We start from the raw sequence: 16,374 nt of genomic DNA, 5'->3' as shown, positions 1-16,374 counted from the left end.
AATTTTACCCGAAACCACCGGTTTGAAACTTTGATGAGAGCCCATGCGTATTAGTAGAGTGATCTGAATTCAATCTAGCATTAACCCAAGAGAGGACTTAACCTAATGAAGCAGTTTACCCTTAAAAAAGTCGTTATCATCGGCACGATGGCCCTCGTTATCATTATAAATCCCCAATTCTCCGGCTATTTGACCAGTCTGGCCTACATCGCCAATTCCTCCAAGGAATCCAGTCTGGCGCACAGCTCAGGACAAGAAGAAAGCGAGCTGGATCGCCTGCTGGGCATCTCCTCCGAACAAGAAGTATATGACGCGTTACTGGAGGGACAGTCGCTGGCAGAGCTAGCCGAAGCGAATGGACAGCTTCCGCAGCAGGTAGTTGATCTGCAAGTCAAGCAACTGCAAGAACAGCTACTCCAGCGCGTCAACGAAGGGACACTCACTCAGGAAGCGTACGAGCTACAGGTTAGCGAGTTGCCAGAGCTTCTGGCAAACAGTGTGTATGGGAAATATACAATCAATAGCTAAAACCTAAAAAAGCTTCCAACTCCAGTAGTTTGAATTAAAACTCCACGTGTTAGGTGGATTGGAAACAATACTGAAAAACACCTTCAATTAAGTTCCCATATCTTACGATATAGGTTGACTTTACTGAAGGTGTTTTAGTTTCCTCTTGTAGGGACAATCCCTCGTTTTAAGTCTCATAATAAGTTTCTTAATGCTTAAGTCGTTTCGCCCTGAATTAATTTTATAGGCAGCACATAATTTTTTTCGAATTTCTTTGAAGAATCATTTACTCTCTGTATAACCAAATCTACTAGCAAATCCGCAAAGTCTGAAAAAGGCTGAGCAATCGTGGTTAATTGGGGGAAAAAATTCTGTACGTACTTGGTTCCATCGTACCCAATTAATTTTAACTGCTCAGGTATTTTTATATTTAATTTCTGACAGATATTATATACCAGTATCGCTGTCATATCATCGGTACAAAAAATACTGTCAATGTCTTGTTCTTCTATGATACTTTTTATTTCCAATGTTTTAAGGGTTATTGATTGTATGTTTGAGTTAAACGTGAACACATTCAAATCCAGATTGACTTTACTCATAAAATCTTTATATCCTCTCAACCGATCATTGGTGGGAGAAGATGATTCATTGCTCCCTGTCAAAATGGCTATTTTTCTTCCACCACGCAAATAGAGATTTTCAGTAGCTAAGTATCCCCCTCGATAGTTATCACTTCCAACAATGGGGATACCCTCTGCTAAATAACGATCAAAAGAAACAATGGGAAGATCAATATTTTCATACTCCTTAATTCCCAAGTTGTGGGCTCCAGCAATGATTCCATCAACTTGATTTGCTGCGAGCATGTTAATATAATTTCTTTCCTTTTCTTTATTATTTTCACTATTGCAAATAATCGCCTTATATCCTTTTTCATAAAGCCTGGATTCAATCTTCATCACAAGCTCACCAAAGAACGGATGGGAAATAGTCGGGAAGATCAACCCAATCAAAAAGCTGTTTTTGCCCTGCAATGATCTGGCTAAAGAATTAGGATGATAATTCAACTCGATCATAGCATTGTTGACTTTATCAATAGTCTTTTGACTTAGTGAACCATAATTATTTATCACTCGTGAGACAGTGGTCGGAGAGACGCCTGCCCTTTTTGCTACGTCGGTTAGTTTTATAGCCATATGATACCCGCTCCTAATTACTATCAATGGTAGATCGTAATGACCAATAATCTCCCGAAATGTTGCATTCATTTGCTTTTATAAATAATTGAGTTTCATCTTCTTTGGGAAAGACTGCCGTCGTTAATACCTCTAACCCGTCATTGACAAAGATTTCACAAACACATTTATCAACAAAAATATTCAGTTTTATAGAAGCATTTTTTTGCAATTCAACTTGACGAACTGCACCAAACTGTGTCCCAAATGGAACTCCACTATGAGTACGATCAACAATTATTGTACCATGTTCAGTATCAAAGTCTATCTCCAAATAGTGCTCCATATTCTCGTCTGCAAATAAATACAACTTCCCTTTACTTCCTTTACTGATGTTTAGCATTAACTCATAGGAGTTATCATTATTCTCTATCCATTTTTGTAATTCGCTACAATTATGATCAATCTTAATATGTGACTCTCGTAGTTGCTTCATTTCGTCTACGGGCCGTTGGTGTAATTTGTTATTTTCTATTGTTAATTCTTTGACTATACTCAAACAGTGCATCCAACCGTCTACAGCAGTAGGATAGGTTATTTCTGGCAATCCAATCCAGCTCACGCTTAAGATACGGCCATCCGGGGCATTAAACGCTTGGGTGGCATATACGTCAAAGCCCTTATCAAAATTTTGGAGTTCTGATGTTCCAATAAGAGTAAGATTTTCCGTATCAAATGATTCCCCAATAACATAGCAGTTTGGATAGATATTATGGTAATCCATAATTTTTTTATCCAGTCCCTGGGGACAAAAGAGAAGAATTGGTTTTTGGTCGTAAAAAACCAAATTAGGACACTCAATCATAAAGCCTAATTCATTATTAGTTCCAAAAGTTAATTCTCCCTTTAGCTCCCAACCTACCAAATCCAAACTGGTGTATACTAAAATCCCCCCTGTCTGCCCTTCACTCTGAGCTCCAATAATCATCCAATACTTATCTTCATATTTAATAATCTGGGGATCACGGAATTCTTGTGTGTATCCGGCCGGGGGACTTTTAATAAGAGGAGCATCCCATTTCTTCAATACGTTATCTTTATTTAAAACTGCCCCAATTTGATAAGAGCTACGTTTCCAATCTTCATTCCGAACATTCCCTGTGTAAGCAATAAAAAGCTCCTCTTCATTAATAGGAACCGCCGAACCAGAATAAACACCATTCTTATCAAAATCTTGATCCGGAAGAATACAGGGACCCAAATCTTTCCAATCAACAAGATTTGAAGATTTCATATGATGCCAGGATTTTATACCATGAACCGGACCCATAGGATAAGATTGGTAAAACAAGTGAAATTCATTATTAAAAAGGGAAAATCCATTAGGATCATTTAATAATCCAGTTACAGGTTGTATATGATAATTAAGCCTCCATATAGAAGCATCAACTCTTTTTTTTAAGTTCCCGATATAGTTCTCATTCCAAGCTGAGTATGGTAAATTTCTGATTTCTCTTGTCCAATTAGTTATTGACTCCATAATTCTCCTCCAGCTAACATGCTAAACAAATCAATAGTCTCGTCTTCAGTTATAAAAGTATCAATCCATTATAAATATTGATAGCTATAACTAATAGTATTACTCCTTGATATACCAACGTCACCTTCTCAGATGAGAGAATTCTACTCACTTTTTCACCTAAATATCCCCCGATAATAGCTGAAGGTATAATGAAGAAGAGTACCGCCAAATCATATCTTTCAAACCCTGTAGTTAGAAAAATTGTAATTAATTTAGCTAACTGCGAAAAGAAAATGGTACTTATTGAATACACTGTTGCTTCCTTAATCGGTATTGAGAACATAAGCATCATTAATGAAACATTAATAGGACCGCCACCTATGCCTAATAGACTTGCAAAAAAACCTAGAACTAACCCACAAGTTAAGAACCAACCAATATGATTTAAGTTGTATTTAAGATATCCATATTTTGTATATAAAAACGCAAATAATAATGTAAGGATGGTAACACAAATTTGTATTAATTGAACTTCTGTCTCTTTCTCAAGCAGGTTCAAAAGGGCTTCAAATACTACATTTCCCAGTATGCCTCCCCAAAAGGACCCAAAAGAAATCCATGTGACAACTACCCAGTTAAGCTTTACTCCATTTTTAACTTGACGTGAGGTAGAAACAATAGACATGGTAAATACTGCAACCGCTGAATAAAAAGATACTGCTGCCACAGAGTGGACTCCAATGAAATCGAATATAGGCTTGATAATAATTCCCCCACCCATACCCGAGATAGAACCAACTGTATTAGCTAAAATAGTGACCAATGCGTAGATAAGTTCTATCAACTTGCTACCTTCCGCAGTAAGTTAATCATCTCCTCCAACTGGGGAATAAACTGTTGCAGCAAAGATTGATAACCACAAAAATTGTTCTGCTCATCTACATACATTGCATCTTGCATTCGTTTACAGCCACCCCGGCAAATGTTATGAAAGGAACAAGTCAAACATTTATCCGGTAATTTTGTCCGGGAACATACAAACTCCCTGGATACTTCTTTTTCAAAAAGTTCTTTTAACGTATGATCTTGAATATTCCCCATCCGGAATTTATCAATAGCATAAAAATCACAAGGATAAACACTTCCATCTGATTCAATGACATATTGGACCGTACAGTTTCCCAACATTCCACATGCAGTTACCCGCTTACGAACAAGTAAGTTGGCAATATCATCAAATAATTTGATGCTAATATAATTACCATGTCTTAATTCTTCCAACCAACAATCCAACATCTTACTGTAGAAACTATGAAATTGCTGTGGTGCCAAGGCATAATTACTTTCATTCTTCTTGTCCAGGTCGTCTAAACAAGGAATGAATTGCACATAGCGAATACCTTCTTCTTTCACAAAACGGAAAACTTCTTCCGGTTCTTTGGCCAATTCATCAGTTAAGACGCACAAAACATTGTACTCAACTTTATATTGATCAAACAGTTGTTTGGTTTGCATTACTTTATGAAAAGTACCTCTACCCTTAGGATCGACACGATTCTGGTCATGGTAAAATGGGTGTCCATCTATTGATAAGCCCACTAGAAAGTTATTTTCCTTTAGAAAATCGCACCACTCTTCGTTAATTAATAAACCATTCGTTTGGAGAGCATAGTGAATTTTTATTTTTTTTGTCTGATTCGACACTACAGATACCATGTTCTGAAAATATTCAAGCCCCGCTAACGTAGGTTCCCCACCCTGAAAAGCAAGTGTCAACCGATCTCCGTCTTGCAAATCAACAAAAATATTCTCAATCATTTTGTCTGTTGTAGCTTGTTTCATTTTGCCATGGTTCGGAGTTTCCCGTATCGAACTTACGTTCTCATAGAAGCAATATTTACAGCGAATATTGCACAACGATGATGCCGGTTTAATTAATACTGAGAGATGCTTCATTTTTTGACCTCCTACTTGAAGTGCATACTACTCTAGATGCGATCAAAATAATCCGCAATTTTATTAGACCATTTTTCGACTGTATTTTTTCCCTTATCATTATGGACAGGCCTTTGATTTAGGGTCTCTTCAATATGGTATAGTCTCTCCCTAAACGCTAAGATAATGTCCATATGTTCAGGTCCAATATTTTTTGTTTCCTTGGGATCGTTTATAAGGTCAAAGACTTGTTCTTTACCAATTTCATTGTTAATGTGATTTACTGGTTTCAATGAATCCCTTACAGGTTGATATTCCATTATATATTTCATTCCATCAGCTATAATTGAACGGGTAAAGTAATTTGATTCGACATAAGCATATCGGTATTCTTCTTCAAGAACATCATCTTCAATATATTTCATAACGCTTTTCCCATGTATATTTGTAGGCGGCTCAATGTCAGCAATATCACAAATTGTTTTTACTAAATCCACACCTGATACATAACATGAGCTATCTAAGATTCCTTTGGGAATATTGACTTGGTTGCTAAATGAGCTGATACAGAAAGGTACCTTAATACTTTCCTGATACAAAGTGAATTTCTGGAACATCTGGTGGTTTGCACAGGATTCTCCATGATCCGAAGTGAAAATAACAATCGTATTATCTAGAAATTTCGAATTTTTCAAAGCTTTAATAATTAAGCCTATCTCTAAGTCTACTTTTTCTACAAGACGATAATAATGCCATATATAACTCCGCCAGTCCATTTCAGACCACTGGTTTGTTGCTTTTTTTATTTTGTTATGAAGCAAGCAGTCATCTGTTCTTCGAAGAACAATCTGCGCTATGGTCTCAGAAGGATCAAATGCAAAGTTTGAGGGCAAGGGTGGTAAATCTTCTTCTTTTAGCAAGCCCACTTCAACTACATTTTTGATGCCCTTATCCAAATCTTCAAAAGAATGAAGATATTCGCAAATATCATGAGGATTAATCAAGTTAACTTGTAAGTAAAATGGTTCCGGTTCATTATACTGATTAAGAAAATTCATAGCATTTAATGTAGTGTACTTGTCATAAAACTCAGCACCCCCAGCAGGGATCTCTCTTTGCCCATGGTACAATGTAGTAAAACCTCGATCTAAATCTCGCCCTAATACGTGCCATTTACCAGCATGATAAGTGTTATATCCTTGGGCGGATAGTACCTCTCCAATGTCTAGCAAATCGTCATGGATTTCTCCATCGTTAAATGCTACCCCATGCTCACTACTATACAAACCAGTTGCCCATGAAGCTCTTGAGGGACAACAGACAGGATCAGTACAATATGAATTTTCAAAGCTAATCCCATGATTTAAAATCTCATCTATATTAGGTGTTACTAGTTCTGTATTTTCTTCATATATAGAGTCATATGACAATTCGTCTACACTTAGGAAGAGTATATTTTTCTTCATTATATTCTCCTTACTTCAACACGTATGTTGTTAAAGTTGTAGTAAAGATCAGTACTTTTTTTTCAATAGCACTAATCCAGATATAATACGGAGCCATACCTTGGCCATGAATAACATAACCGTCAATCTCAACTAAATTACCATTATATGAGATGTAGCTTTTTTCAAAGTAATTTAATGAAGCGTTTTTTACAATGCGATTCTCTTCACTAATCATCGTAAACTTATGGTTCAATGATATAAATTCATCTATGTTATTTACTATTTGGTAAAAATGAATCAACGGCTCTTCGCAAAAATCAGAATATACTTCTATCTCATCAGAATCTTCACTTTTCAAAAAAATATTTAATTTATTTTCAACCAAACAGCCTCTATATATGCATTTTTTGTTTGAATTATACATCTTGATTTGAGAATTCCATTCACCATGTAACCTGTATTGGTTATCCAGATATAGGTTAGTAGCAAATTCTCCACCCGATGTACTGTCATAGCCATTAATTTTCAATACCATTTCATCATTAAAAGAATCTGAAGATATAGAAATTCCCCCTAAATCCAACTCATTTGTAGTTAGAATCCTGGGGTCTTGATGGTTATATCTGAAATTTGGCATAATTAAATACTTTACATCTTTATCTGAAACATCCTTTTTTTTATTCAATGTATCAATAAACATTTTTTGAAAATCAACACCTTGCTCTTGATTCTTAATGTAATTAAAAGTCCAATGAAGTTTAGCTTCCACAACACTCACTCCCTTTCTATATAAACAAGATATAGAACGAAAAGATTACTTTATTCGTCTATATCTTGTCTGCACTAAATAACTAATAAAACATACTATTAAGTTATCCCGGTCCAACCGAAATTAATTGATATTGGTATTAGCTGAAATGCTTTTCGATTGTACTCTGACCAGGATAAACCCAATTGCAAAAGCCACTAGAATAACAACCAAGTATTGTATAATGGAGAATAAACTATTTGTATAAAGCAATAATCCTGGCAGGAAAGTGATTCCCATTCCCGTTGCTTTTAGACCAAATAGATAGGCAATTGCCCCACCTGCTGCTCCACCAATCATCCCTGATGCAAACACTCTCATATCTTTAATCGTTACCCCAAACAATAATGGCTCTGTAATTCCGAAGAAAGTAGGCATTGAAGCTGAGATTGCATTTGCTTTCTTCCTCTTGTTCTTCATTAAAAATGCTGTACCAATAGCTGCACCAAACTGTCCAGCCATACTTGCGGTTGCCAAGGTTTGAATAGGGTTACTTCCGAATTCACTTAAAAGACCAATCTGCACTATATTTAGTGAATGATGCAAGCCAGTAATCGTCAGTAATTGATGAAGTCCACCAAATAGTATATATCCTATCCCCAGGGGAGCATCTAATAACATCACACATCCAGAGATAATGCCATTTTCGAGTAATCTTAGAAGGGGACCAAAAATTAATAACATAACCGTGATGGTAACGACAATAGTTACAAATGGGGTTACTATTAAATCCATCATTTGAGGAATAACTTGTCTCAACTTTTTCTCTAGCTTCGAAATAATGTAGCCGGCCGCGATAGAAGGAATAATTGAACCTTGATAGCCTACAATCGCAATTCCAAATAATTCAAGCGGGTCTACGGCGCCCTTAGCAAAGGCATACGCATTAGGTAATTGTGGTGCGACCATCATTAACCCAACAACGATACCGATGATTGGATTGCCTCCAAATTTTTTGGTAGAACTATATACCACTAAGACGGGTAAAAAAGTAAATGCGGTATCCGTAAGCATCTCAAATAATGACAACAAAGTTCCGTTTAGATTGACCCCTAGCTGTAATAATAGTCCTTTTAAACCCATAAGGAGTCCAGTTGTCACCAATGCAGGAATTAATGGTACTAACACATCTGACAAAGTTCTCAGGAAATTTTGCACCGGATTAAGCCTATTTGATATTTCTGCTTTCTTATCAGACTCACTTAACTTTTGATCCCCTAATACTTGTTGCATTTCTTCGTAAACCTTATTAACCAGACCAGTACCAAAAATAAATTGATGTTGTCCTGTATTAAAGAAATATCCTTTACATTCCGGTATTTCTTGGGACTTTTCTTTATCTAAAAGAGCATCATCTTTTAAAATTATTCTTAGTCTTGTGGCACAGTGTTGGTAATCTTTAATGTTATCTTTGCCACCAACTGCTTCAAATAAATCATTAATGGTTTTTTCGTATTTCATCTCTTCACCTCAATAAAATTGTCAGTTACTAAATAATTACAAACCAGATTTTTTGGCCAAAGCAAGGCATCCTATCGTACCCGCCTTATCTTTAAGCTTTGGTGTAACAATATAAGAAGAGATGTCTGGTGTCTTTACGTATTCTGCTAGCAGATTAGTAAACTCGTTTCTTACTTTCTGCACCATTTTCTCTTTTTTCATAACTCCTCCCCCAAAAATAATAATTTCTGGAGAAAATAATACGGTGGCGTTATATGCACATTGAGCTATATAGCTTGCTTCTATATCCCAGAAAGGGTCGTCCTCTTTTATGTTCTGCCCTTTCGTTCCCAACCTTTGTTCTATAGCACTTCCAGATGCCATACCTTCAAGACAGTTATTGTGGAAGGGGCAACAACCTTCAAATTCGTCTTCAGGATGCTTGCTGATTAGCATATGACCCATTTCAGGATGGCTAAACCCTTCAACAAATTTTCCGTTTTGAAGGATGCTTCCACCAACGCCAGTACCTATTGTGAAATATGCAACACTAGCTTTTCCGTGACCGTGACCTGCAATAAACTCCCCGTAACATGCTGCATTTACATCTGTAGTCCAAAGAATAGGAACATCATAAACCCTTCTGATATAACCAAGAAAATCAAAATTCTTCCAGGCCAGTTTAGGAGTTGAAGTAATAAAACCATATGTTCGTGATTTCTTGTCAATATCTATTGGACCAAAGGACCCAATACCCATCCCCTTCAACCTTGCACTATATGGATTAAAGAAAGCGGTTACTAAATTCATCGTTTCATCCGGTGTAGTCGTTCTAATAGAAACCTCGTCTATAATCTTCAGCTTCTCATCTCCAACTGAACAAACAAACTTTGTCCCACCGGCCTCTATACTTCCATACAATTTATCAACTCCCCTTGGCTATGCTCATGTAAATAATCAGTCAGTCGCCAATTTCGAAAAGCACTATTAATATTTCATTTAAGCAAAGTAATGATTGCGCATTCAATATTCTGCATCACAAAAATATCATGACCAAAATATATTGTCAAGCGTTTAGCAATTTTATGAATAAAATGCATTTAAATATTTTTAAATACTATGTAATTAAGTTTATACAAGTAATTTTGATAAATATTTTATTGCTTTACGTTTATCAATTTATAGAAAGTATGTAATATACCGTTTGAAGTTTCTCTCGGGGTATCTCCTGTCATCCAATGCAAAAACACCCCCATGGCTGTCCCCATACTTACAGCATGGAGATATCCTTGAAGGTGTCTTAACTAATTATATTTTTTAATGATCGGACGCTCGCTTCGGCAGCAGCTTGACGTACTCATCGGAGAGACGCATCAGTTCCGTAATATATTCATAGTCACCGCGATAAGGCTCCAGGTCTGTCACGGGTTGCAGGTTATCCAGCGAGACGGCCGTGCCATCATCAAAGCCCGCTCCTGGCACAAACATCACCTCGTCGTTGAAGAACGAGCCCGTTGGCAGGTAGTAGCGCATCCCGATCACATTGCGGTCAACGCTCAATAAGTCCTGTCCCAGAGCGACAAAGCCCTCATCATCCAGTGATATCCCCAGCAAGCCCGTGATAGTCGGCAAAATATCCACCTGCCCTCCGGTACGAGGCGATACTTCACCTATCGTTTGACCGGGAACGTGAATAAGCAAAGGAATGTTAAACCGGCTGATTCGTTCATCATAAGCGATTCCCAGCTTCTCCTGAATCTCCGCAGCGGGTACATCCTTCTCCTGCAAGCCAAAATGGTCGCCGTAGAACACCAGCATGGTGTTATCCCACATCCCGGCTTCCTTCAAACGTTCAATCAACGTACCGATGGCATAGTCCGTATAATTAATGGCCGTGATGTAGTTGCCAAGCATCGTCCCCTCCAAGTCGGCGGGGAGCTTGATATGGCGTTGATCCTCGGGCACGATAAACGGATTATGGCTGGATGTCGTGACAAACTGGGCGTAAAAAGGCTTGGACTGGGCCCTAAGCTCAGCCAACTTCTCTATACCCACCCGGTACATTTCCTCGTCCGAGGCTCCGAAATCATTGAAATGATCATTGGTGTATGAGGGCTTGTCGTAATACTGGTCGAAGTTCAGCGCCGGATACAAGCGATTCCGATCCCAGAAGGTCACGTCATTGATATGAAAAGTATTCGCCGTATAGCCATGAGCTTGCAGCAGCCGTGGCAGGCTGGGAAGCTCACGGTCGCCGAAGCTGGTCGACATGGCTGCGGTCGCCGTTGGATAGATCGATGTGTTCGACATAAACTCGGCATCCGACGTATTCCCCGGACCGATCTGCTGATAGACCTGCGGGAAGTAGAACCCGCCCTGGGCCAACTGGTTCAGGACAGGCGTCACCTCCTGACCATCTACTTGCAAATGAATCGGGAAGTTCTGGAACGATTCCAACTGTACGACGATAACGTTCATGCCCTCGGCGGCGCCGAAATAGGGAGAGCCCTGTCCCGGCGTCGACTGGTAAGGGTAGCCTTTTTGCAATTGCTGAATTTTAAGAACCGTCTCCTGAAGATTACCCGCAGCAATCATCCGCTCTTCTTCCTGATTGCGAATAGCCGCATCTACCTGGAAGTTGAAGAAGCCGACATTTTCCGCACGAACCAGTTCGTTATCGATTCCTTTGCCGGTACGAATATAGAGGCTGGATAGCAGCAGGCAGACCACCATAATAGACAGAATCGCGACCTTCCGCCACAAGCCCTTCCGCGGCCGGTCCGTCCGGAAGCTTAAGCCCTGCACCGAACGCAGTCCGACGACCCTATCCCCTCGGCCACGACGCCGAAGTCTCTGCACAATTCTTATGGCTACCAGCACTGGCAGGTCTACAAAGTAAAGGAACTGCTCGGGCCGCAATAAGGAAGCTACACTGGCCTTAACCTCGGGCACCTGATGAATTCCGCTTAACACGGCATAGGTCGGCACAGTCCCGAAATAGGAAAAATATACCGTGGCTGCGAAGAAGACCATCGACATCACCAGATTGAAGACCAAATATACGCCCCATTTGCCCCGAGCGGGAGTAACCAGTTCTACCAGGCATAACAGTGCCAACACGGACAACCATTCCGCAGGCAATCCCTGAACGGCGATACCGCCATAAAAAAAGGTTCGTAGTAATAACAACTTCGCACCCAGCAGCACGAAGGTTTCTATAAATTTATATCGGCTGATCGTAAGCATGTTCCCCATCTCATTTCTCTGTATTTCCCGTGTTTTACAAACTTCATGATTTTCTATTTGTTTATTATAGCACGGTAAAATTCAGAGTCCATTTAGGGGCGAGCCCAGGCGTACTGCGGTAAGTCATGTCAACGCAGTACCCACCACACTTTTAGACAAAATCAGCCATGGAGCGTACGGTCAGCTTCCCGGGATGCCCGATCACAAAGGCCTCCTGGCTGTCTGCTCCTCCACGCCGCCGGAATTCAACAGTTACGGGAACGCCTGGAATCAGATCAAAATAGTTATCTGAGAAAATGCCTTCTTCTTCGGCAGAAATCCAGACCTGACGTGCCAACACATCACTGGACAAGGTATAGCGGCTGCCCCCGCTACCCGGCTCCTCCTGCACAGAGATGGAAGCAGGACATATCGGCTGCTCCTTGGCGGTTACGAAGTAATGTGGCTTGCTATCCAGCACGATCCCGGCCACTTCCAATACGGAATAGAGCACCACCTGATGCGGATCACAGCCTGCCAGCCATACTTCTCGGTCCAACGCCGCCACCTCGGTGACGGCATCGGCTCCGATGACTACATCCACCGTATCCGCCTTCAGCAATCCACCGCGTATGTCATAGAGCGATAACCGAAGCGTTCCTTGCAGCGGCTCCCGAAGATCGGATACTACTTGCATCGTAACGGGTCCACCTTCGGATTCGCGAATCGTCAACATAACCTCGCGGAAGCTGCGGCGAACCGTATATTGCAGCGCCTTCCAGCGTCCGTAATAATCCATGCCCGCCCAGGAGGCTACCGGCCAGCAGTCATTCATTTGCCAATATAAAGTCCCCATACAATAAGGCTTATTGTGCCGATGTGCCTCAATTGCCGTGCGAATGGCCTCGGCCTGAAGCACCTGACTCATATACAGGAAAGATTTAAAATCCTTGGGTGTCGGCAAATACAAGTCCATATATTCCTTGATTAACTGATTGCCTCGCGCATTCTTTTGATGGGCCAGCATAATCTCGGATTCCAGCGCTAATTCGCTTTCGGGAGCGTATTTCATCACGGTGTCCAGCTCCGGGAAGGATTGGAAGCCGTATTCGCTCATGAACCGTCCGATTCGTATGTCATAGTTCGAAAAGGGCTCGACCGAATGCCATACTCCCCAATAATGAACATCTCCTTCTCCTGATGGCTGGTAAGCATGCTGATCGCTGTCTCCCGTCAAACGACGCAACGGAGACGAAGGCCAATAATCGACTCCATCTGCGAGCCGCTGCACCGCCTCCGGCAAAATCTTGTGGAACACCGCTTCATAGTCGGACCAGAGTTGCTCGCGCTGCTCCTGCGTGTAGTCCTGCTTCCAGCCCCAGCCGACATTCTCAATATAATGAGCCCAAGCCGAGTCAATCTCATTATTACCGCACCACAAGGCCAGGGACGGGTGGCGACGCAGCCGCTTGATGTTGTACTCCGCCTCCAGGGCAATGCTACCCAGAAATGCCTCGTCTCCCGGATACATGCTGCATGCGAACATAAAATCCTGCCACACGAGCAGGCCATACTCATCGCACAAGTCGTAGAAGATTTCTTCTTCATAAAATCCGCCGCCCCATACCCGCAGCATGTTCATCCCGCTCTCCGCTGCCGAAGCAATCTCGTGGCGGTAGCGTTCGGCGGTTACCTCCGTAATGAAGCTATCATTGGGAATATGATTGGCTCCCTTAGCAAAGACCGGAACACCGTTTAGCTCGAAGTGGAAGGTAGCCCCAGCCTCATCTTGCTCCCGAACCAACTTGATAGTACGTAATCCCGTCTTCACCTTGGCGGACGTAGCAACAGCTTGATCCTGGCCCAGCAACTCCGCCTGGAAGCTATACATGGCTTGCTTGCCCAGCCCTCGGCACCACCATAATTCAGGCTGCTCGATGGCCGCACTGAGTGTCACCTCCTGCGTTCCCGCAGTAAGGACCACTTTACGTTCCCAGGTCAATTTGCCTGTAGTCAACCGCAACGTTCCCTGCCAGCTTTCCTCGGCTTCTACCTCCAGCACGGCAGTCAACCCTGCCAAGGAAGCATCTACCCGATCCTGGCGAATGTGGAAATCACGGATAACCGGACCCTCCCACGCCTCAATACGCGCCTCGCGCCAGATCCCGCTGGTGACAAAGCGAGGTCCCCAATCCCAGCCATAGTGATAAGGCGCTTTGCGAGCGAAAATACTAACTCGTTGTTCTCCTAGTCCCCCAAGCTCGGATTGGTCATTGGATGCCGGGAGAGCGTAGCCCAGCCGCGCAAGCTTCGGTAAATCCTCCTGAATCGGAGAACGGAAGTGGACTTGCAGCGTATTGGCTCCCGGTTGCAGCAGTGGCTTAACCTCCACGCGCCAGGCGCGGAACATATTGTCAGCGGACAATACATGTACACCATTAATGGATACGTCAGCATAAGTGTCCAGACCGTCAAATACTAACTCAACCCGTGGCATGGCAGACCAAGCCGAATCATACTCAAACGTCGTTTCATATATCCAATCCTTCTTATCAATCCACTGTAAATCATGCTCATGCGTCGCATAGAACGGGTCAGGAATCAGGCCATGATGCAGCAGATCAGTATGAACTGTGCCAGGTACCTTGGCCGGGTTCCACTTTGTCTCATCAGATGCTCTAAATCTCCAGTCAGTCAGCAAATAGCGGTGGTTGGTCATAAGTCCTCCATCTCTGTTGATTAAGATATGATTCATTATAGAACACATCCGTTAGTTTTTGTTATAATTTTGTTATTACTTTCTAGAAAACAAATTGACGAATTCATAAAGAAGGCAAGGCGAGACAATAAATGACATTTCAGTCCATTTCTATGTGCAGGTTAAGGCGATAGACTATAAATGTAAGCGCTAACAAATATTTATGATAAGGGGTGACTCGGTTTGAAAAAGAAGGCTCTCATTGCGTTTGTTTGCAGTTTTGCACTAACTGCCGTGCTGGCAGGCTGCGGTGGAGGAAGCAATAGTCCAGGCAACAATGACGCTGCTGCTAACAACGGTAATACCAGCGGCAACGGCGCTGCCACCGGGCAAGATTCAGGTGGAGATGCGGCTGGCAAGCCAAGCGGCAAGGTCACGTTCCTGACGAACCGGACAGATATGATCGGCAAGGAGTATGACGAATACGTCAAGCGTTTCAACGCAGAATACCCTGACATCCAGATCGAATTCGAGGCCAGCCAAACCGATTATAACCAACAAGCGAAAGTGCGTATGGCGAGTGGCGAGCTTCCTGATCTGATGTTCGTGCCGGACATTCCTAACTCCGATCTGCCGAAGTATTTTGCACCGCTTGACGATCTGGGCCTAAGTGCAGAGATTACCTTTAAGGACTTCAAGGCCTATGAAGGCAAGCTCTACGGCATCACGACGGGCAATTCCACCTCTGGGATTGTTTACAACAAGCAAGCCTTTGCCGACGCCGGCATTACAGAGCTGCCGAAGACTTGGGATGAATTCCTCGCGGCCTGTGAGAAGCTGAAGCAACAGGGCGTCATCCCGCTATCCTCCAACTTCAAGGACAAATGGCCGCTTGGCAGTTGGGTGTACGATATGCCTCGGGTCATTGAGAATAACAAGGACTTCTCCAATGAAATCATTAATACGGATACTCCATTTACCATGGATAACGGCTACGGCAAAGCGATGTCCCTGCTCAAAGAGCTGGCTGATCAGGGCTACCTGGAGAAGGACATTAACTCTACCAACTGGGAACAGTCGAAGAAAGACCTGGCGAACGGAAAAATGGCCATGTATTTTCTCGGCAACTGGGTCATTAATCAGGTTATCGGCGTAGGCGCGGAATCGGACAATATCGGCTTCTTCCCGCTTCCCTTCGATAATTCAGGGGATGTGCGGGCCGCCTTCAACCCCGACTTCTTCTATGCCGTCAATAAAGACAGCAAAAATCTGGATGCCACAAAGGCCTTCCTGAAATGGATGCTGGAGGATTCAGGTTACGAAGATTTTGCCGGCTTCATCTCACCACTGGAGGGTCGTGAATCCAAGCTGACCCAGTTGGCTGAATTCCAGGCTACCGGCGTAGACCTGCAAGAGGGCGTGCCGGATGATACGAAGGTCATCGAAATTCGCAACAAGGCACAAATCGACCTCCCTGCCATTGCACAGGAATTTGTACTGGCCAAAGACCCGCAAACCGTACTCGATAAATGGAACAAAGCCTGGGCCAAGGCCAAGGGTGAGCTAGGCTACTAAAATGTATTGCTGCTGGAAGGCGTGCTAACAAGATGTGA

General features: G+C 42.2%; 12 protein-coding genes. 2 read left to right on the top strand and 10 right to left on the bottom strand.

The window, feature by feature from the left end; genetic code table 11:
- Positions 1-105 precede the first annotated feature (105 nt).
- Positions 106-528, top strand: a complete 423-nt coding sequence (locus AC1VOR_RS15135; protein WP_482618851.1) for a hypothetical protein — start codon at positions 106-108, stop codon at positions 526-528.
- 194 nt (positions 529-722) lie between these two features.
- Here AC1VOR_RS15135 and AC1VOR_RS15130 read toward each other — a convergent pair whose 3' ends face one another.
- From AC1VOR_RS15130 to AC1VOR_RS15085, 10 genes are all read right to left on the bottom strand, one after another.
- A complete protein-coding gene (locus AC1VOR_RS15130) occupies positions 723-1,706 on the bottom strand; it encodes a LacI family DNA-binding transcriptional regulator (RefSeq protein WP_482618849.1) in 984 nt (327 codons plus the stop codon).
- Between the two features lie 13 nt (positions 1,707-1,719).
- Entirely contained in the window at positions 1,720-3,225 is a 1,506-nt protein-coding gene (locus tag AC1VOR_RS15125; protein WP_482618847.1) for a sucrose-6-phosphate hydrolase, read from the bottom strand.
- Between the two features lie 49 nt (positions 3,226-3,274).
- Positions 3,275-4,051: a sulfite exporter TauE/SafE family protein gene (locus tag AC1VOR_RS15120; protein WP_482618845.1), complete on the bottom strand. Its 777-nt coding sequence runs from the start codon at positions 4,049-4,051 to the stop codon at positions 3,275-3,277.
- Positions 4,048-5,163: an anaerobic sulfatase maturase gene (locus AC1VOR_RS15115; RefSeq protein WP_482618844.1), complete on the bottom strand. Its 1,116-nt coding sequence runs from the start codon at positions 5,161-5,163 to the stop codon at positions 4,048-4,050. The genes AC1VOR_RS15120 and AC1VOR_RS15115 overlap by 4 nt, the downstream gene beginning before the upstream one ends.
- A gap of 32 nt (positions 5,164-5,195) precedes the next feature.
- Positions 5,196-6,608 (bottom strand): sulfatase family protein, encoded by a 1,413-nt coding sequence (locus tag AC1VOR_RS15110; RefSeq protein ID WP_482618842.1) that lies wholly within the window; start codon positions 6,606-6,608, stop codon positions 5,196-5,198.
- A gap of 10 nt (positions 6,609-6,618) precedes the next feature.
- The gene (locus AC1VOR_RS15105) at positions 6,619-7,359 is read right to left on the bottom strand and encodes a hypothetical protein (RefSeq protein WP_482618841.1); all 741 of its coding nucleotides are present in this window, start codon (positions 7,357-7,359) and stop codon (positions 6,619-6,621) included.
- 123 nt (positions 7,360-7,482) lie between these two features.
- Complete coding sequence (locus AC1VOR_RS15100; protein WP_482618839.1) at positions 7,483-8,859, bottom strand: PTS transporter subunit EIIC; 1,377 nt, start codon at positions 8,857-8,859, stop codon at positions 7,483-7,485.
- 36 nt (positions 8,860-8,895) lie between these two features.
- Positions 8,896-9,759 (bottom strand): ROK family protein, encoded by an 864-nt coding sequence (locus AC1VOR_RS15095; RefSeq protein WP_482618837.1) that lies wholly within the window; start codon positions 9,757-9,759, stop codon positions 8,896-8,898.
- Between the two features lie 396 nt (positions 9,760-10,155).
- Positions 10,156-12,084, bottom strand: a complete 1,929-nt coding sequence (locus AC1VOR_RS15090) for an LTA synthase family protein (RefSeq protein WP_482618909.1) — start codon at positions 12,082-12,084, stop codon at positions 10,156-10,158.
- A 151-nt stretch (positions 12,085-12,235) separates the two neighbouring features.
- Positions 12,236-14,782: a beta-mannosidase gene (locus AC1VOR_RS15085; protein WP_482618907.1), complete on the bottom strand. Its 2,547-nt coding sequence runs from the start codon at positions 14,780-14,782 to the stop codon at positions 12,236-12,238.
- Between the two features lie 222 nt (positions 14,783-15,004).
- Between AC1VOR_RS15085 and AC1VOR_RS15080 the strand changes: the two genes are divergently transcribed.
- Positions 15,005-16,336, top strand: a complete 1,332-nt coding sequence (locus AC1VOR_RS15080; RefSeq protein ID WP_482618835.1) for an ABC transporter substrate-binding protein — start codon at positions 15,005-15,007, stop codon at positions 16,334-16,336.
- Positions 16,337-16,374 lie beyond the last annotated feature (38 nt).

It is taken from the genome of Paenibacillus sp. 1SOY10, assembly GCF_056836745.1.
The sequence above is the reverse complement of the archived record's forward strand: the minus strand, read 5'-3'. Positions and strand labels throughout refer to the sequence as shown.

Excerpts from the sequence above, each read along its gene's own strand:
- AC1VOR_RS15110 (WP_482618842.1), bottom strand. The coding sequence starts at position 6,608 with ATGAAGAAAAATATACTCTTCCTAAGTGTAGACGAATTGTCATATGAC.
- AC1VOR_RS15115 (WP_482618844.1), bottom strand. The coding sequence starts at position 5,163 with ATGAAGCATCTCTCAGTATTAATTAAACCGGCATCATCGTTGTGCAAT.
- AC1VOR_RS15130 (WP_482618849.1), bottom strand. The coding sequence starts at position 1,706 with ATGGCTATAAAACTAACCGACGTAGCAAAAAGGGCAGGCGTCTCTCCG.
- AC1VOR_RS15085 (WP_482618907.1), bottom strand. The coding sequence starts at position 14,782 with ATGACCAACCACCGCTATTTGCTGACTGACTGGAGATTTAGAGCATCT.
- AC1VOR_RS15090 (WP_482618909.1), bottom strand. The coding sequence starts at position 12,084 with ATGCTTACGATCAGCCGATATAAATTTATAGAAACCTTCGTGCTGCTG.
- AC1VOR_RS15125 (WP_482618847.1), bottom strand. The coding sequence starts at position 3,225 with ATGGAGTCAATAACTAATTGGACAAGAGAAATCAGAAATTTACCATAC.
- AC1VOR_RS15100 (WP_482618839.1), bottom strand. The coding sequence starts at position 8,859 with ATGAAATACGAAAAAACCATTAATGATTTATTTGAAGCAGTTGGTGGC.
- AC1VOR_RS15135 (WP_482618851.1), top strand. The coding sequence starts at position 106 with ATGAAGCAGTTTACCCTTAAAAAAGTCGTTATCATCGGCACGATGGCC.